Raw genomic sequence first — 14,019 nt, forward strand, 5'->3', positions numbered from 1 at the left:
GTTTGTCTAATACTCAGCGCACTTTGACAGGCATTGTCGGGGCCTGAGCGATCTTCGGCAACCGCCCGCGTAGATATCGTGCGGTCATTCTCGGGTCGCTATGGCCGCCCAGCGCCTGGGCGTTTTTACCCTCGGCATCGGCATCTGTCAGGGACTTCGCGCGGATGTCGTGGATGGTCACATCAGGCACGCCCGCCTTTTCCCTCGCCAGCGCAAATGCTTCCTTGATCGTGTGGTAGGACACCGGCCTGCCGGCGCGGGCGCAGAACAAAGTGAGCGTGCGCACCTTCCTTGGCAGAGCCTTGGCTCGAGCAATCACCTCTTCGAGGTCGTGGGTCATGGCCACGACCAACTTGGCCCCCGTCTTCTGCTGCACGAACGCCACACCCTCCTCCGAGATGTCCGACAGGTGGATGCTGATCACGTCGCTGATGCGCTGGCCGGTAAGGTAGGCCATCTCCAGTATGTTGCGCACATAGGGGCTGCAGGCGGCCAGGATGGCCGAGAACTCTGCGTCGGTGATGTACCGGTCGCGCCGTGCCTCCTCGTGGCGCCGGACCCCCACGCAGGGGTTTGAATCGACCTCACCCCACTCCAGGGCGTAACTGAACACGATACGGGCGACGGAAAGGATGCGGTTGCACATGTTCGGGGTGCCGGCGAGATCCACCTTCACCGCGGCGATGTGCTTCGGCATGACCTGTCTTGGCTCGAACTCCGCGAATATGTCCTTCAGTCGCTCTGCTGCGGCTTCATACTGCGCCACCGTGTTGGCGGCCAGGCGCTTGACCTTGAAGTGGTGTGCAAGAGCCCTGTCGATGAGCTCCGGCATACCGCCCAGGGCCGCCTGTGAGGTTTTCCGGGCGTACTCAAGTAATGACGCCTGGTAGTCCTCGCCCAGCCGCAACCACTTCCCTCCCTTCACCAGGTAGTACGCCCCGTGCTTGTGGTACATGCACGCCGGCAGGTGCCGATCCTTCTTCCTTGGACGCATGTCCCCCTCCTCACGACCCCGTCAGACGCAGCCGGGGCTCCTTCTTCTGCTGCTGGGAAGCCCCCAGCCTGGCAAGCACTACGTCTCGAAGAACCTTCGGGCGCCCGTCAGCACCTATCACATATCCGAAACGATGATCATCGAGCCAGCGTATTTGCGCGCTGGCGCGGGACCGCCCCGTCAGGTCGGCCACTTCTTCAGGTGTCATGAACATGACGATACCTCCCCGCCGGTATCCGGCAGGCTGTGGTGGGGTAGGGGAGTTGTAAGGTGGGGGGGGATTTACAGCTGCAGTGTTTGCTGCTGAAGGAGTTGCGTATTGCATCCAGTTAGAGCGTTTCCCTGCTCTTCCGGTACTGACTCAAGGATGCGATGCAGGGCTGTATCCAGATAGCCAAGCGGCTCTCCATCCTCCCCGCAGTCCTTGTCGATGCCGATGTAGTCGCAGCCGCATTGCATGGCCGCCACACCACTGGTACCGCTCCCGCAGGTGTTGTCGAGGACCAGCATCCCTGGATTGGTGTAGGTGCGAACCAGGAATTCCATCCAGGCGACAGGCTTCTGTGTGGGGTGGTAGCTGGACTTCTGCTTGTCGCTGGAGAAGAACTGAACTGTTCGCGGATAGCGCTCCGTGGAGTCATAGCTGGTCACCTCCCCGGCCTGACCGTAGACCTCAGAGCGTTGCGCGCGGGTCGACGTCTTGCGAGCATGCCCCGAGGTCATCTGCGGGTTGTAAACAGGCTGCTTCCGGTAGAACACCAGCGCAGATTCGTGCGCCCGCAGTGGCTGCTTCTTCGCGTTGAGGAAGCCGGTGGCGTTCCCCTTCTCCCAGATCCACTCATAGCGGAACAGGTCAGGTCGGCTGGCCACCAGCATTGAGGTGAACGGCTGAGCGGCGCAGAGGACAATGGCTGCATTCGGTTTGGCGATCCGCAGGTACTGCTCCCACATCGGCTCCAGAGGTATGACGGAATCCCAGGAGCACTTGGTGGTGCCGTAGGGTAGGTCTGCCAGGATCAAATCGACCGAGGCGTCTGCGATCCCCTTCATCACCTCCAGGCAATCCCCCCGGATTAGCTGGAATCTACCCATCACTCCCCCTCCTCAGCCTGGCGGGTGGAGAGGGAGCGCAGTACGTCTTCTGCCGCCTCAATGCGGTAGAGGCATGCATCCCACCGCTTCGTCGAGTTTCCAGGGTTCTCGCGCTCGAAGTCCTCCTTCGCCTGCTTGGCGTCGAAAAACTCCTTCACCGCCTCGGACCACTCCCTCGGCACGCTTACCGCGTCGGGCTGCTGGGGTGGGAGGGCGTAGAGCGGCGCATTGTCGGGCAGCTCTCGGCCGATGCTGTTCAGAACAGCGCGCACCGGCTCCGCGTGCTCTTCGTTGTGATGAACGCGCCCGATGACTTCCTGCCCCCTGATCGCGGCGAGCTCGGCGCGGAGCTGGTCGCGCTCGGCCTCTGCGGCTCGGCGTTTTTCGTACTCTCGCGCCCAGTCCTGGCATTCGCTATTTGCCGCCTTCCATGCCTGTTCATGTGAAGCCAGCAGAGCGTCGTAGTCGGCTGCCAGCACAACCTGCTGATAGCTGTCCATGTCGCATGTGTCATTTGTAGGAGCCAGGAATCGCTTCACATCGCTCATCGGTCGTCCTCCTGGGGCTGGTTGCGCATGAAGTCAGCCATGTCACCCATCTGCGCGACGATGGCGGCCTCTTCGGTGTTGTGGATTGCGATGATCTTGGCCTTCTGCTTCAGGCACGCGCCGCAATCAACCTGGGCCCAGTCAGAGGACGTACTGCTGAAGCCGCCCAGCCAAGTGCCGCATTGGGCCTGCTCTATCTCGTCGTCGTAAGAGAAGTGGGTCTTCACAGGTCGTTCTCCTGGGGCGGGGTGGTGTTGTAGCGCTGCCAGTCCTCGCCGTATTCCCAGCAGTACGTTGCCGGCCAGGCGCCGCGCGCTCCTTCCTTCACGAACTCGTAGCGCATAGCGAATTCACCAGAGCGATCAGGCACCGACTTGACCCACTTGTGGACCGGGCCGCCCAGCTGCCAGCCCGGGTACTGATTGACCGCCTCGCGCATGAACTCGTCGAGGTTGTGATGGCCGCGACTCATGACGATGTAGGTGTCGCTGCCGACGCTTTCGACTTCCAGTGGATGAGCCTTCATTCGGATTCCCCTTGGCTCGGCGCTGCCGGCTGCAGGTTCGGGTTCAGGCGCAGGTCGTGCCCCGAATACAGTTCGGCAACGGTGTCACCTTCCTCCGCCCAGTACTCAGCGAGGCTGGGGTCCTGGGTCCAGTCCATCACGTCGCCCGCGTGCAGCTTGACGAACATGAACGGCTCCGGCGCCTCGACAGCCTGCTGCTGTTCGGATGCAGGCGGGGTGGGGGCGGACTTGATCAGCGCCTGATACCACCAGTACGGCAGGCGCTCTTCCTTGCCGGATATCGGGCTGATCTGGTTCAGCATCGCCTCGTTGGGCTGCGCAGGGATGAGTTTCCACCCCTCCGGCACCCCAGCAGCAGGCGGGGCGGAGAGCGCGGCGCGGAGCACGATTCGAAACCAGTCTTTGTGTTTGTCTTCCGGCTGTTGACCGCCTTCGCAGTTGAACAGCCACACCCATGCCGGGGCCCCACCGGGCATACGTGCATTCATGGCTTTTTCGAGCATAGCGTCTGTTACATCCACCTCTTCCCCATCCTCGATATGAGTAGGAGTGAGCGCGGTACTGCTCAGAACTGCTCGCACTGCTTCATCAGGCGTTGCGCCCTCGGCATATTTTTGGGCAACGCCGTCGTCGCCATACAGCTCGGCGTGCCACTGGCCCTCATACTCTGGGGTCAGGGCAATGCGGTGCTCGCGGATCAACTGCACGGTGTCGTCATTCAGCAGCCCTTGAATAATCATCGCTGCCGTTTTGACTGCTGCCCGCAGGTCCGCAAAGGCACCCGCCTCAGCCACTCCCACAAACGCCAGGGCCTCCTTTCGCCATCCATACGATGGCTGCTCCCCCTGCACCTGCGCGGCGGGAGGGGTGGCAGGACGGAGGACGTGCCCGTACGGGTAGTCACGCCGGCCGCCCATTTCGGTCCAGGCTTGAAGCACGCCTGGCACGAAGATCATGGTGCACCCTGTAACTGGGTCCTTCTTGAGCCACGAAAAGTACTGCTCCTTGCTGTGCGGCAGGTATGCCTCCGCGCCATCCGGGGCATCGGCCCAGTTAACTTGCTCGGTCATGGAAGTCTCTCCCAAACATTGTGATCGGCCAGAGTTTCTTTACTGACCGGGATGGTTCGCATGTCTACGCCCTGCAGATCGCAGGAATCGCCTTTGTCGGTGATGACGAGGTAGCGGCGATTGGTGGGAAGGTGGAGGTAGCGGGGTGCGTTTCTGGCCAGGGCATCGGTCTGGAGCTTTCTTGCGCCGTCGGTGAACATGGCTCAGTCCTCCGGTTCTTCAGGAAGGGGCATCCAGTGGCTTGCATCGCGGATGCAGGAGTAGCCGCTGTAAACGGGTTCGAAGAAGTCGTTTCCCTGCTTGCCGCCGTAGTTGCGCACAAGCTGGTAGTTGGCCAGGCGCTGGGCGTGCTTCCGTGACCAGATATCAACAGTCACGCCAGCCTCAGGCATACGCTCACTGCACTTGATCCAGCCGTCTTTGCGCCGCTGCACGGCGGATTCGGAGAGGCCGGTCATGGCTAATCCCTCCCGGGGAATCGATAGATGCGGGTCGGTGGCTGAAGCCCGGGGTCATCGTTTAGCGCCTGGAAGTGGCACCAAGAGCGCTCCATGAATCGAAGCCATGCGATGCGACGGCCTACGCGGATCGGGCGCCAAGCGAAGAAGCGCTCCCATTTCTCGCTCATGCCGGCACCGCCTCCCGGGCAGGTTCCCGGATGTCAGCGGCGTTGATGCGGATGATCCCGAGCTCGCAGGCGATGTGGTGTTCCAGTCGCACGCCCTTGGACTGGTGCCAGCCTGGGAGCAGGGCAACGGTGTCGCAGGTGATGAGCTGGGGGATATCCAGCTTCATGTAGTCCGCCCACTCGTAGCCATCGATGATGCCGTGCTCTGCGGGGTTGACCACGTCATAGCCCAGGCTGCGCAGGCGAGCAGCTTCGGCATCGAACAGCGGGAAGTTGAACTCGGGGAGCCCAGTCATAGGGCCGGCCAGGTAGATTCGGCGCATGGTGTATCCCTCCAGCGCAGTGCGCAGAGTAGGTTGGGATGGGGTGGGTTAGGCTGTGGCGTCAGTCGCCGCAGAAGCAGTCGATATTCTCAGTAACGAGGCCGGCCTGCTCGAAGTCGAAGGATTCCTGGGTGGCCATGCGTTCGGCGTACCACCCCATATGGGCGTACTTCGGTCGATCCTGGCGGAATACCTGGGCGAACTTTTCTTCGGTGCCGGACCACCAGAGAACTCTGGAAGGGTCTTCGATGATCGCCCGGTAGATCTTGTCTTCGGACTTCTTCCAGCACAGGTCGCAGTTGCCGAGGTCAGAGTCGATGCCGAGATCGAAGGGCTGACGGCTCCAGAACTCCGCCACGTCGTCCTTCGTAACGCCTGCTTCGTATGGTGGGCAAATACTCTCCCACCGCGAATTGCCCTTGGCGTTTGCTGCCATCATCTTGTGATAACGCCGCGGCTCGTCACGGCGAATCCCGATGATGCAATCCCACTCGTCGTATCCAAGCGAGCGCATGTATTTCTCAGTCACCCGGATCTTCAGGTGCCCGGTGCACAGGTTGTTCGAGAAGTTGGGGAGGATGGGCGGGAGGCCTTTTTCTACCCGGCGATACTCAGCGAAGTACGCAAGCATCATGTCGAACGGCTCACCGTTGCGGGATGCCGTCTCGAAGTCGACGACCTTGAACCAGGGCTTGTCCTTCGGCTGCCCGTACACTCGGTCGTACTCCAGGTAAACCACCCCCAAGCCCCAGCGCTTGTCCATCTCGTTGATGAAGACCAGGGTGCGGTCATCTTCCTTGCCAGTGTTCTGGAAGGTCACGATCACATCGGGCGGCAGCTTGCCGTCATGCGCGTCGAGGATGTCATGCATCATTTTCCCAGACGTACGCCCGCCGCTGAGACCGATCTGCGCAGGCCCAGTAATGCGATAGGGGTTCATGCTTTCTCCAGGTCGTCCAACTCCATTCCGCTGGTGCGGATGGATGGGGTGGGTATGGGAGGGGGTAAGGTCTAGCGGTGGGTGATGATGCATTCCCAGGTGCCGGCGCCCCGGACAAGGGTTCCGCCGAACTCTTCGCACTGGCCTTGGTACATCGTCCAGAGCCAGTAGACGACCACCATGAAGATGATCATCCCGAGGTCGAACCAGAGGTTCCGCTTCATTGATCCTCCAGCGCGTTGAGTCGTGCGGCCTCAGCGGCGCCGGCCTGATTGAGATGGCGCGCTACGTTATCCGTGATGGTGATTTCGTGGCGCGGCACGGCCAGGAACCGCTTAGCACCCTCAGGCCCGAGTGAATGGATGTTCATGATCAGCAGCTGGATGCACTCGGCTATCTCGCTGAGGCCACCCCAGCTCATGAGGTCCCGCAGCATCGACAGGATGCCTGGCCGCACGCGGTGCCGGAGCTCAACCTCGCCGCGCTCCTTGCGCCGCGCTGCTGCGTCGGCTGATCGTTGCTGGCTGGTCTTGGCCATGGTCAGCGCTTCTCCGGGAACACGATGTTGAAGTGCTTGCAGACCCTGAGGAACACGCCATCGGTGAGGCGAGATGCCCGGCGGGCTTCAAGGCGGGTCAGGCCGATGGCCAGGTAAGCCTGCAGTTTTTCCCTGTGCACCTTGTAGCGCTCCAGGTGGGAGTTGTTCCGGCCGTCCTGGAACTCGATGCCGTGGTCCAGGGCGAACAGCGCCAGGCGCTTCCTGTCGATCCCCACCATCTCCGCCACGGTAGTGACGGTGTAGCGCGCCGCCAGTTCGCGGATCTTGGGCAGCTTGGCCATGGCCTCCTCGTAGCGCCGCTCCTGCGGGGTCGGCTGGCGGTCGGCCAGGGACTGGTCCTTGAGGTGCTTCTTCAGCTCGCCTCGGGCCTTGGCCAGGGCATATCGGCGCGGGAATCGGTCGGGGTCTATGCCCGCTGCGCTGCCCAGCATGGCCACCTGCTGCTGGTGGTTGCGAATGCATCCAGTGGAGAGCATCACACCACCTGCTGCGCCTGGTGGCGCTTGTAGCCGAGCACCCAGAGGCTGCCGAGGCGCTCGGTGAAGACGGGCCTGGTGTAGCCATAGCGCTCGGCGATGGCTGCGGCTTCGCGGATGTTCTTGCCGGCGAACTCTTCGACTTCGTCGGCCTGGTGCTGGCGCTGCTGCATGTCGTTCTCCTTGGTTGCGTGCATAGGTCGCCGGCCTCACCGGAAGCAGACACTTCCGCAAGGCCTATCCGGCATGGCCGGCGGCGTATGGACTCAACAAAAAGGGCTGGCCAGCGATGCTGGGCAGCCCTGCCTCCGTACCTGTGTTCGTCTACTTCATGGCCAATCCCTCCGCAGTTGCACCTGGGTACCGGTGCCGCTCGTGCTCTCGTTGTTGCCCCGCGCGCGGCGTCATGCGTTGCGCGGTGGAGCCCCGTGTCGGTTCGGGGAATAGGTGCAGGCGGCAGGCGCTTCCCTGCTTGCATCTGGACTAGCCATTCCTGGCCCCGGACTCGCCTGCGAAAGCTTTCCGGTAAGTCTTGGTCAGGCCGCCGTCAACGATGCGGCCCCGTTTGAGAAGGATGCGCGCCAGGGCGGCCCTGTCCTTCTCGCTGCTGCCGGCCTGCCTCAGTAGGCCGAAGTAGCTGTTGGCGGTCTCCAGCAGTTCTTCCTCAGGTACCGTTGCGACTCGGCGAAGGGCCTGCGCCACCGACTTCTTCCTGGTGGTGCGCCGCCATGGCTTGATCACGTGCCCGACGAAATCGACGCCTCGATCAACGGGCTGGAGGATGGTCTTCTTGGGGTTCAGCTTCACACCCAGGCTCGGTAGGAACTCCTCGATCTGTGCGAGCCACTCGTTCAGTTGCCGCGGTGATTCGTGCAGCAACAGGAAGTCGTCGACGTATCGGATGTAGTGGCGGCACCGAAGTTGGCGCTTCACGAACTGGTCCAGCGCGTCCAGGAAGACGTTGGCGAAGAACTGGCTACTCAGGTTGCCGATGGGCAGACCCAGGTGAGCAGGTTGCGCAACGAGGCGCTTGTGCTGCGGCACTCTCGCGAAGAGATGGCGCGGGCTGCGCACCTCGTAGTTCTCGCGAGGTTCGTGCATCAGCACCTTTAGCGCTAGCTGCCGCCACCAAGGCTCTTCGATTCTCCTGGCCAACTGCGTCGCCAGCACGCGCTTGTCGATGCTGACGAAGAAGTTGGCCAGGTCGCACTTCAGGTAGAACACTGGCCTGGACCAGTTCTGCGTGGCGCTTCTGATCTTGTGCTCAAGGCGCCTTGCGGCGTACAGCGTGCCGCGCTCGGGTATACAGGCACAGCTGTCCGCTACGAAGCTGCGCTCGATCCCTGGGCCAATGCGGTTGTAGAGCAGGTGGTGAACGATGCGATCCCGGAAGTCTGCCGCCCACACCTCTCTGGCCTTTGGCCTGGTGACGACGAAGCAGATCGACTTCCCTGGGATGTATGCGCCTGCCTCCAAATCCTCGTAGAGGGTCAGTAGGTTTTCTTCCAGGCCTTCCGCGAACTTCAGCGCGCTGGCAGTGTTGCTCTTGTGCCGGCGGCAGTCGTAATAGGCCTGGACCAATTCTTCGAAAGGAAACATCGCAACACCTGCATCTGCGGACGGCGCGGACGCGAAACTCGTTGTTCTTGTCGTTGTTGTTCGTGTTGCCGTCGGTGAAGTTCGTGTTGAAGGCGTTGTTGGACGAGTACTGCGACATGCCTTGCTATCTACGTCGCCCGGCCGAGTGCTCAGCCGAGAAACTGCGCCGGACCTGCCAGAAGCTCTGGTGGTTTCCGTGGTGCGCATGGCGGTGCCCAAAGGCAGCGGCAAGACCAGATTCAGCGCTCAGGCGTGATAGCCGTAGCCATCACGCAGCGGGCGCGGTTGCGAATTTCCCTTTCCAGGCGTTTGCCTGTTTTCCAATTGAGGCGGTGAGCTGCATCGCAGAGGCGTGTTGCTTGAGGCTGATGAAGCGGCGGTGCGCCAGGGCGCGGAGCAGGTAGTTCATCATCCAGATGCTTTCCAGCAACTGGTTCAGGTGAGGAACCTTGTCCTTCGCCATGTTGGCGCGCCCGATCAGCACCATGATCTGCAGGGCCTCGTCACGCAGCTTTGAGCCAATGACCTGCTTCAGGTCTCGCGGGATATTGCGCACGAGATCGAGAGTCAGGCCGAGCAGGTCTTCGGCTGCCTTGTGGATCTGCAGTTCGGTGTGCATGGCCATCCTGGCCTCCTTGCGGTCGCTCCTGACCGAATGAATGGATTAACGAATGAATCTGCGGACGGCGCGGACGCGAAACTCGAGGCTCTTGCCGTAGTTGCCCGTGTAGCCGTCGGTGAAGAGCGTGCCGAAGGCGGTGGTGGACGAGTACTGCGTACTGCTCCAGTGCCAAGTCTTGCTGAACAGCTCCGGCACGTTCACCCACCCCAGCATCAGCTCGGCCTGGGAGGGCAGGTAGAAGTCGGCATGTCCATCAGCTTCGACGGAAGCTGCGTACTCGGCTGCAGGATGGCCACCTTCTTCGATCAGGGCTTTGGTGTTCACCAGGCCATCCCAGTTGCTGGTGGCCTCGGAGTCGTTACCGTATCCGCCCCACTTGAGGTCCGATGCGTCGGCCTTGGCGAAGATCAGGTAGTAGTCCGGCTGCCCGTCGCGACCCCGGAGCAGTCCGCCGTTGATTCCGCCTTGCATGGGCCACTCGGCGCCGATGGGCGGGATATCGGACGGTGCGACCTGGTCTTGCTGATCTTCGAGAAGGGCCATCGCATACGTGGCGAACTGGTGGTCGCTGGTGGTAATGGTGGTCCCATTGGCATTGATGGTAATGAGGCTCATGGCGACTCCAAAAAGGAATGAAGGAGCGGATTACTGAAGGATGAGAATCTTGCGGACGGCGCGGACGCGAAACTCGTCGCCCTTGTCGGTGCAGCCCGTGAAGCCGACGGCGAAGCCCGTGAGGAAGGCGGTGAGGGACGAGGACTGCGAACTCGACCAGTACCAGCGATCCTGGAAGCCCTCGATCTCACCGGCCTGCTTGGCCGCGTACAGGGCTGCCAGCTCCAGGGCTGAGGGGATGAATATCCCCTCACCGATCTCCAGGGCCAGCTTGGCGATGGGGCTTCCGGCCTCGGCCATGGCGATGGTGTTTGCAGCGCCGTCGCGGTAGGACTGGGCGCCTTCGACGTCCTGGCCGTACTCGCCCCATTCGCCGGAGAACTCGCGATCCTTGCCCAGATCAACCAGGGCGTACTCCAGACCGTTGAGCCAGTAGCGGTTTGCGAAGATGCCGTCAGCCAAGGCTTGGCCGATAGCGGGAAGGTCTGCTGCTTTGATTTCGGTGATGGTCATTGCGGTTTCCTTGTCGGTGTTGGGCTACATCCCGCAGCCAGCTCTGGGGAACTGGCTGAAGTGATGCCTCCCGCTACAGCGCAACGATCAGCACCATGGCAAAGCCCAGATAGAAGCCCATAAAGGCGTTCAGATTCCGGTACATGGCTTGTTCCTCCATGTGGCCCTTGGCACTACTGTTGCTGTAGCCGGTTGATGGGGTGCCTATTGCCGCCGGCTGGCGGTGCGCATTGCGTGCAGGTCGTTCTCTCAGTCGGGTAGAGCCCTTGATCAGCCGTCTCTGGTCGCCCCGCGGGGTCGCCATCGCGTTGGCAGGTGTTTTCCTCAGCACCTGTCTGATCACCGGTCGCCGCAGAGGCAATGCGTTCTGCTGTTGATGGTGTCCACCCGACTTTCTGTCGCCCCACGGGTAGTGGCCGGGGCTGCCTCGCCGCTGTGCGGCTAGCTGTTCATGGCGCTGGTTGTTAAAGAGCGGCGCCCTTTCGGGCTGGCCGGCGGTGTTCTGCTGGCGTGACTACAAATTAGCAACTGCTAATTATTCGCGCAATAGCAAATGCTAATTTTCTTTTGGGAGGTGAATCCACGCGGCTCAGCAGTTGTTGCTGAACCAGGCAACATGGATGCTGCCGTCGGGGCGGTGGGTGAGGGCTACGCCCTCGGTGTCGCGGATTTCTTCGAGGAGGCGATCCCAGTCGGAAGTGCTGTCGCAGGGCTCGCGGTAGATCACGGCCTGGTGCTCGACCTGGGCGCGCGGAGTGCTCAGCAGGAGCTGAACACGGCGGGTGAGGTGGTAATAGCTGCTCTGCTCCGGGCGCTGAAGCGCTTCTTCTGCCATTGCTACTGCTCCTTGGCTGTATATGCATACAGTATTTCGGCAGGCGATGGCCTTTCAATACCTGGGCGGCTTCCTACCTTGGTAGGTGTGTAAAGTTTTCAGTCGGGTTCAGTCGCGCTCTGGCGCGAGCACGGTCTCGCGCCAGTCCCTGAACTCGTACTTGGGCGGGACGACACAGCGAAGGGGGAGCGGAGCCAGGCAGGGGCGAATGACCTGCAGCTTTTCGACCCGCCCCCTTCAGCAGGTGTTGGAAGGGTAGACCAGAATGAAAAAGCCCCGCACTGGTCGGGGCTTGTAGACAAGGCATCAAGCGGCCTGATGGTCTTCCTGGCTGTGAGTCACGACCTTGGATAGGCCAAGGCCAACAGATGAAAGCACCTTTGTCAGGGTCAGTAGCCCTGGGTTTCCGCCTGCCGCAAACTGCCTGTAGAGGTTGCCGCGATTTAGACCGGTATCCTGAGATACCTTCTGGAAGCCGCCGCGGGCCTCAATAATTCTTCGGACTGCGTTCAGGAACACGGCCTCGCCACCCTCTTCATCGATCTCTTCGAGAGCTGCTACGAGATACTCCAGCGCGAAGTCCTCGTCATTGCGCAGCATCTCAAGGACACTGTCCTCGTGGTTGCTTACGCTTTTCATCGTCAGTCACCCTTTATGGCCCTCCAGATCTGGATGGCCTGCTCTATATCGTTCTGTTGTCGTTGCTTTGTACCGCCGCCCAGCAAAAGAAGAATCTCGCCGCCGGAAATGACGTAATAGACGCGATAGCCAGGGCCAAAGTGAAATTTCAGCTCGGAAACCCCTTCGCCAACCGGCTCAGAGTCACCGAAATTTCCCTGCGCCGCACGCTCCACACGAGTGGTGATTCGCGCCTTTGCCTTGGTATCACGTAGCGAATCAAGCCATGCCTGGTAAAGGTCAACGCCGTTGTCGGTATGGGCGTGATTCACTTCGTACATTCAAATTGTACCTTTTAACGGACAGTTGGCTAATTAAAAGATTTCATCGATTTGTAGAAAAGCTATACACCGTCGATACGCGATACCGGCTCTGTCAACCGTTGCGCTTGACTCATTCAAGCCTTCTTCGCATTCCAGATCAGCAGCACCCTGGCGTGGATGGTCACGATGCCTTCCCGCCGAAGCCGCCCTGTACAGCCTTCACACATCCGCCTTCGTCATAGAAGTAGGATGATCCGCCGCTGGCCCAGTGGTAGGCGTACTGGTTGCCATTCACCCTGCTGGGGGAGCCCCATGCCGAACGAGCTGAGCCTGTTGGCATTCCTATGACTACCTGGTTACGGATGACCATCGTCCGAAGCTCTGTGCTAGAGAACTGCCGGCAGACCGAGTAGGTGCCGCCCGAACTAAAGGACCGTCCAGAGGAGCTTGGCTGAGCTGCTCGCCGCTGTTGCTCCTTGACCTGCTTCTCCGTAGCGAGCTGGCCTCCGACCTCATATGTATCGACCTGAATTTCATGGGCCGGGCTTGCTTGAGCCCCGTCGCAAGGCCGATCAGAAAAGATGATCTTCCCGTTAGCGCCTGGGCACTTGTAGATGGCGGCCTGGGCGCCGTGCATCACCATCACTGCCAACACGCCAGAAAGCAGTACCTGCAGCTTCATGCGACCTCCCTGTCGGCTTCCCTTAAAGCAGCTTCATCTTCGCTTCGCGCACCACTCCGATGATCCGGCAGTTGCCGTTGATCTCGATGGGGTTGTAGCCGGTATTCAGCGGCTTCAGGTACAGCTTTCCGCCGTCCTGGACCAGCTTCTTGAATGTGGATTTCTCTTCGGTATCAAGCTTGGCGACCACCAGGTGGCCTGGCTGCGGCTCGATGCCGGTATCGACGAGGATCAGCATGCCTTCGGGGATGCTGGGTCCGGAAAGGGAGGTCATCGAGTCGCCCTCCACCTCCAGCCAGAACGCCGGGCCCTTCACCTTGGTATCCGTCTTCTCGAAGCGATCTTCAGCGCCTGGCTCGTAAGCTTGGATCGCGTCGCCCCAACCACCAGCTACCACGCTGCTGACCACAGGGAAGCGGTAGTAGCGGCTTGGCTGAGAAGCAGGGGAGACATTGCTCAGCCCCTCATTGCCGACTGAGTTCTGAGCCGCCGCTGGCGCAACAAGGGTTCCCGCGGCGCATCCGATCTTGGTTTCCATGTTCGCCGCGGCACGCTCGCCAAGGTTCCGATGGCCATTGAGGATCTGCGATAGATACGAGGAATCCAGATCGTGCTGGTCCGCGAATTCCTTGAGTGACGCCGAGCCAATGAGCCGGCGCAAAGCGCTGATGCGCAGTTGGTGAATGTCCATTTCCAAAGTCTGTCCGGCTGTTAGCAAACAGTAAATTACGGTTTGCTATTGCTGGTGCAATTAGCAGTTGCTAATCTGGCTGCACATAGGAGGTGCCCATGACCTTGCACGACTACATCAAGGCGCTGCGGAAGGATGAGCTGGAGGTTTTCGCCAGCCGTTGCGACACATCCGCCGGCCAGCTGAAGCAGATCGCTTACGGCCACCGCCAGGCCAATCCGGCACTGGCGATAAACATCGAGCGCGAATCCAGCGCCGCCGTCTCCTGCGAAGAGATGCGGCCGGACGTCGACTGGGCGTACCTGCGCCAGAGCGGCAAGGCGCAAGTCGCGTAGCGACTATCAGGGATACCGAAGATGGGGTCG

Annotated in this window: 26 protein-coding genes; 1 reads left to right on the plus strand and 25 read right to left on the minus strand. The window is 61.0% G+C overall.

All coding sequences use genetic code 11. The annotated features are described in order from the left end of the window. Nucleotides 1–13: 13 nt before the first annotated feature. From RTW82_RS24565 to RTW82_RS24685, 25 genes are all read right to left on the minus strand, one after another. Nucleotides 14–994, minus strand: a complete 981-nt coding sequence (locus RTW82_RS24565) for a tyrosine-type recombinase/integrase (RefSeq protein ID WP_316926721.1) — start codon at nucleotides 992–994, stop codon at nucleotides 14–16. 10 nt (nucleotides 995–1,004) lie between these two features. Further along, nucleotides 1,005–1,208, minus strand: coding sequence for a DUF4224 domain-containing protein (locus RTW82_RS24570; protein WP_236247043.1), 204 nt, complete (start codon nucleotides 1,206–1,208; stop codon nucleotides 1,005–1,007). Between the two features lie 68 nt (nucleotides 1,209–1,276). Then, the gene (locus RTW82_RS24575; RefSeq protein WP_316926722.1) at nucleotides 1,277–2,086 is read right to left on the minus strand and encodes a site-specific DNA-methyltransferase; all 810 of its coding nucleotides are present in this window, start codon (nucleotides 2,084–2,086) and stop codon (nucleotides 1,277–1,279) included. Next, complete coding sequence (locus RTW82_RS24580) at nucleotides 2,086–2,634, minus strand: hypothetical protein (protein ID WP_316926723.1); 549 nt, start codon at nucleotides 2,632–2,634, stop codon at nucleotides 2,086–2,088. Before RTW82_RS24580 ends, RTW82_RS24575 begins: the two co-directional genes overlap by 1 nt. Further along, the gene (locus tag RTW82_RS24585; RefSeq protein WP_316926724.1) at nucleotides 2,631–2,861 is read right to left on the minus strand and encodes a hypothetical protein; all 231 of its coding nucleotides are present in this window, start codon (nucleotides 2,859–2,861) and stop codon (nucleotides 2,631–2,633) included. The genes RTW82_RS24580 and RTW82_RS24585 overlap by 4 nt, the downstream gene beginning before the upstream one ends. Then, nucleotides 2,858–3,160 (minus strand): hypothetical protein, encoded by a 303-nt coding sequence (locus RTW82_RS24590; protein WP_316926725.1) that lies wholly within the window; start codon nucleotides 3,158–3,160, stop codon nucleotides 2,858–2,860. The genes RTW82_RS24585 and RTW82_RS24590 overlap by 4 nt, the downstream gene beginning before the upstream one ends. After that, on the minus strand, nucleotides 3,157–4,230 hold the full coding sequence (locus RTW82_RS24595; protein ID WP_316926726.1) for a hypothetical protein: 1,074 nt from the start codon (nucleotides 4,228–4,230) through the stop codon (nucleotides 3,157–3,159). The genes RTW82_RS24590 and RTW82_RS24595 overlap by 4 nt, the downstream gene beginning before the upstream one ends. Further along, the gene (locus RTW82_RS24600) at nucleotides 4,227–4,430 is read right to left on the minus strand and encodes a hypothetical protein (protein ID WP_316926727.1); all 204 of its coding nucleotides are present in this window, start codon (nucleotides 4,428–4,430) and stop codon (nucleotides 4,227–4,229) included. The genes RTW82_RS24595 and RTW82_RS24600 overlap by 4 nt, the downstream gene beginning before the upstream one ends. 3 nt (nucleotides 4,431–4,433) lie before the next feature. Further along, on the minus strand, nucleotides 4,434–4,688 hold the full coding sequence (locus RTW82_RS24605; protein ID WP_316926728.1) for a DUF551 domain-containing protein: 255 nt from the start codon (nucleotides 4,686–4,688) through the stop codon (nucleotides 4,434–4,436). A 166-nt stretch (nucleotides 4,689–4,854) separates the two neighbouring features. After that, complete coding sequence (locus tag RTW82_RS24610; RefSeq protein WP_316926729.1) at nucleotides 4,855–5,181, minus strand: DUF4406 domain-containing protein; 327 nt, start codon at nucleotides 5,179–5,181, stop codon at nucleotides 4,855–4,857. 61 nt (nucleotides 5,182–5,242) lie between these two features. Continuing rightward, nucleotides 5,243–6,121: a hypothetical protein gene (locus RTW82_RS24615; RefSeq protein ID WP_316926730.1), complete on the minus strand. Its 879-nt coding sequence runs from the start codon at nucleotides 6,119–6,121 to the stop codon at nucleotides 5,243–5,245. Nucleotides 6,122–6,192: 71 nt separating this feature from the next. Further along, nucleotides 6,193–6,345 carry a hypothetical protein gene (locus tag RTW82_RS24620; RefSeq protein ID WP_316926731.1) on the minus strand — a complete coding sequence of 51 codons (153 nt, stop codon included), beginning with the start codon at nucleotides 6,343–6,345 and terminating at the stop codon, nucleotides 6,193–6,195. Further along, nucleotides 6,342–6,659, minus strand: coding sequence for a hypothetical protein (locus tag RTW82_RS24625; protein WP_316926732.1), 318 nt, complete (start codon nucleotides 6,657–6,659; stop codon nucleotides 6,342–6,344). The genes RTW82_RS24620 and RTW82_RS24625 overlap by 4 nt, the downstream gene beginning before the upstream one ends. Nucleotides 6,660–6,661: 2 nt before the next feature. After that, the gene (locus RTW82_RS24630) at nucleotides 6,662–7,156 is read right to left on the minus strand and encodes a hypothetical protein (RefSeq protein WP_316926733.1); all 495 of its coding nucleotides are present in this window, start codon (nucleotides 7,154–7,156) and stop codon (nucleotides 6,662–6,664) included. After that, nucleotides 7,156–7,353: a hypothetical protein gene (locus RTW82_RS24635; protein ID WP_316926734.1), complete on the minus strand. Its 198-nt coding sequence runs from the start codon at nucleotides 7,351–7,353 to the stop codon at nucleotides 7,156–7,158. Before RTW82_RS24635 ends, RTW82_RS24630 begins: the two co-directional genes overlap by 1 nt. Nucleotides 7,354–7,639: 286 nt before the next feature. Beyond that, nucleotides 7,640–8,755, minus strand: coding sequence for an RNA-directed DNA polymerase (locus tag RTW82_RS24640; RefSeq protein ID WP_316926735.1), 1,116 nt, complete (start codon nucleotides 8,753–8,755; stop codon nucleotides 7,640–7,642). Nucleotides 8,756–9,023: 268 nt separating this feature from the next. Beyond that, nucleotides 9,024–9,380: a four helix bundle protein gene (locus RTW82_RS24645; RefSeq protein WP_316926736.1), complete on the minus strand. Its 357-nt coding sequence runs from the start codon at nucleotides 9,378–9,380 to the stop codon at nucleotides 9,024–9,026. A gap of 39 nt (nucleotides 9,381–9,419) precedes the next feature. Beyond that, complete coding sequence (locus tag RTW82_RS24650; RefSeq protein ID WP_316926737.1) at nucleotides 9,420–9,992, minus strand: DUF1566 domain-containing protein; 573 nt, start codon at nucleotides 9,990–9,992, stop codon at nucleotides 9,420–9,422. A 30-nt stretch (nucleotides 9,993–10,022) separates the two neighbouring features. Continuing rightward, nucleotides 10,023–10,505 (minus strand): hypothetical protein, encoded by a 483-nt coding sequence (locus tag RTW82_RS24655; protein ID WP_316926738.1) that lies wholly within the window; start codon nucleotides 10,503–10,505, stop codon nucleotides 10,023–10,025. A gap of 73 nt (nucleotides 10,506–10,578) precedes the next feature. Continuing rightward, complete coding sequence (locus RTW82_RS24660) at nucleotides 10,579–10,836, minus strand: hypothetical protein (protein ID WP_316926739.1); 258 nt, start codon at nucleotides 10,834–10,836, stop codon at nucleotides 10,579–10,581. 258 nt (nucleotides 10,837–11,094) lie between these two features. Beyond that, nucleotides 11,095–11,340, minus strand: a complete 246-nt coding sequence (locus RTW82_RS24665) for a DUF1654 domain-containing protein (protein ID WP_236207432.1) — start codon at nucleotides 11,338–11,340, stop codon at nucleotides 11,095–11,097. A 306-nt stretch (nucleotides 11,341–11,646) separates the two neighbouring features. After that, nucleotides 11,647–11,979 (minus strand): DNA-binding protein, encoded by a 333-nt coding sequence (locus RTW82_RS24670; protein WP_043246237.1) that lies wholly within the window; start codon nucleotides 11,977–11,979, stop codon nucleotides 11,647–11,649. Between the two features lie 2 nt (nucleotides 11,980–11,981). Further along, a complete protein-coding gene (locus tag RTW82_RS24675) occupies nucleotides 11,982–12,299 on the minus strand; it encodes a type II toxin-antitoxin system RelE/ParE family toxin (protein ID WP_043246235.1) in 318 nt (105 codons plus the stop codon). Nucleotides 12,300–12,462: 163 nt separating this feature from the next. Continuing rightward, the gene (locus tag RTW82_RS24680; RefSeq protein WP_316926740.1) at nucleotides 12,463–12,963 is read right to left on the minus strand and encodes a DUF4124 domain-containing protein; all 501 of its coding nucleotides are present in this window, start codon (nucleotides 12,961–12,963) and stop codon (nucleotides 12,463–12,465) included. A gap of 22 nt (nucleotides 12,964–12,985) precedes the next feature. After that, a complete protein-coding gene (locus RTW82_RS24685; RefSeq protein WP_236207434.1) occupies nucleotides 12,986–13,654 on the minus strand; it encodes a LexA family protein in 669 nt (222 codons plus the stop codon). Nucleotides 13,655–13,752: 98 nt separating this feature from the next. On the opposite strand from RTW82_RS24685, the gene RTW82_RS24690 reads away from it, so the two are divergent. Then, entirely contained in the window at nucleotides 13,753–13,989 is a 237-nt protein-coding gene (locus tag RTW82_RS24690; protein ID WP_236207435.1) for a transcriptional regulator, read from the plus strand. The last annotated feature ends 30 nt before the right edge of the window (nucleotides 13,990–14,019 follow it).

Source organism: Pseudomonas sp. zfem005 (assembly GCF_032621735.1).
In the GTDB taxonomy this organism is placed as follows: Bacteria; Pseudomonadota; Gammaproteobacteria; order Pseudomonadales; family Pseudomonadaceae; genus Metapseudomonas; species Metapseudomonas solani.

Coding starts and splice junctions, on each gene's coding strand:
- RTW82_RS24565 (WP_316926721.1), bottom strand. CDS start 994: ATGCGTCCAAGGAAGAAGGATCGGCACCTGCCGGCGTGCATGTACCAC.
- RTW82_RS24570 (WP_236247043.1), bottom strand. CDS start 1,208: ATGTTCATGACACCTGAAGAAGTGGCCGACCTGACGGGGCGGTCCCGC.
- RTW82_RS24575 (WP_316926722.1), bottom strand. CDS start 2,086: ATGGGTAGATTCCAGCTAATCCGGGGGGATTGCCTGGAGGTGATGAAG.
- RTW82_RS24580 (WP_316926723.1), bottom strand. CDS start 2,634: ATGAGCGATGTGAAGCGATTCCTGGCTCCTACAAATGACACATGCGAC.
- RTW82_RS24590 (WP_316926725.1), bottom strand. CDS start 3,160: ATGAAGGCTCATCCACTGGAAGTCGAAAGCGTCGGCAGCGACACCTAC.
- RTW82_RS24595 (WP_316926726.1), bottom strand. CDS start 4,230: ATGACCGAGCAAGTTAACTGGGCCGATGCCCCGGATGGCGCGGAGGCA.
- RTW82_RS24600 (WP_316926727.1), bottom strand. CDS start 4,430: ATGTTCACCGACGGCGCAAGAAAGCTCCAGACCGATGCCCTGGCCAGA.
- RTW82_RS24605 (WP_316926728.1), bottom strand. CDS start 4,688: ATGACCGGCCTCTCCGAATCCGCCGTGCAGCGGCGCAAAGACGGCTGG.
- RTW82_RS24610 (WP_316926729.1), bottom strand. CDS start 5,181: ATGCGCCGAATCTACCTGGCCGGCCCTATGACTGGGCTCCCCGAGTTC.
- RTW82_RS24615 (WP_316926730.1), bottom strand. CDS start 6,121: ATGAACCCCTATCGCATTACTGGGCCTGCGCAGATCGGTCTCAGCGGC.
- RTW82_RS24620 (WP_316926731.1), bottom strand. CDS start 6,345: ATGAAGCGGAACCTCTGGTTCGACCTCGGGATGATCATCTTCATGGTG.
- RTW82_RS24625 (WP_316926732.1), bottom strand. CDS start 6,659: ATGGCCAAGACCAGCCAGCAACGATCAGCCGACGCAGCAGCGCGGCGC.
- RTW82_RS24630 (WP_316926733.1), bottom strand. CDS start 7,156: ATGCTCTCCACTGGATGCATTCGCAACCACCAGCAGCAGGTGGCCATG.
- RTW82_RS24635 (WP_316926734.1), bottom strand. CDS start 7,353: ATGCACGCAACCAAGGAGAACGACATGCAGCAGCGCCAGCACCAGGCC.
- RTW82_RS24640 (WP_316926735.1), bottom strand. CDS start 8,755: ATGTTTCCTTTCGAAGAATTGGTCCAGGCCTATTACGACTGCCGCCGG.
- RTW82_RS24645 (WP_316926736.1), bottom strand. CDS start 9,380: ATGGCCATGCACACCGAACTGCAGATCCACAAGGCAGCCGAAGACCTG.
- RTW82_RS24650 (WP_316926737.1), bottom strand. CDS start 9,992: ATGAGCCTCATTACCATCAATGCCAATGGGACCACCATTACCACCAGC.
- RTW82_RS24655 (WP_316926738.1), bottom strand. CDS start 10,505: ATGACCATCACCGAAATCAAAGCAGCAGACCTTCCCGCTATCGGCCAA.
- RTW82_RS24665 (WP_236207432.1), bottom strand. CDS start 11,340: ATGGCAGAAGAAGCGCTTCAGCGCCCGGAGCAGAGCAGCTATTACCAC.
- RTW82_RS24670 (WP_043246237.1), bottom strand. CDS start 11,979: ATGAAAAGCGTAAGCAACCACGAGGACAGTGTCCTTGAGATGCTGCGC.
- RTW82_RS24675 (WP_043246235.1), bottom strand. CDS start 12,299: ATGTACGAAGTGAATCACGCCCATACCGACAACGGCGTTGACCTTTAC.
- RTW82_RS24680 (WP_316926740.1), bottom strand. CDS start 12,963: ATGAAGCTGCAGGTACTGCTTTCTGGCGTGTTGGCAGTGATGGTGATG.
- RTW82_RS24685 (WP_236207434.1), bottom strand. CDS start 13,654: ATGGACATTCACCAACTGCGCATCAGCGCTTTGCGCCGGCTCATTGGC.
- RTW82_RS24690 (WP_236207435.1), top strand. CDS start 13,753: ATGACCTTGCACGACTACATCAAGGCGCTGCGGAAGGATGAGCTGGAG.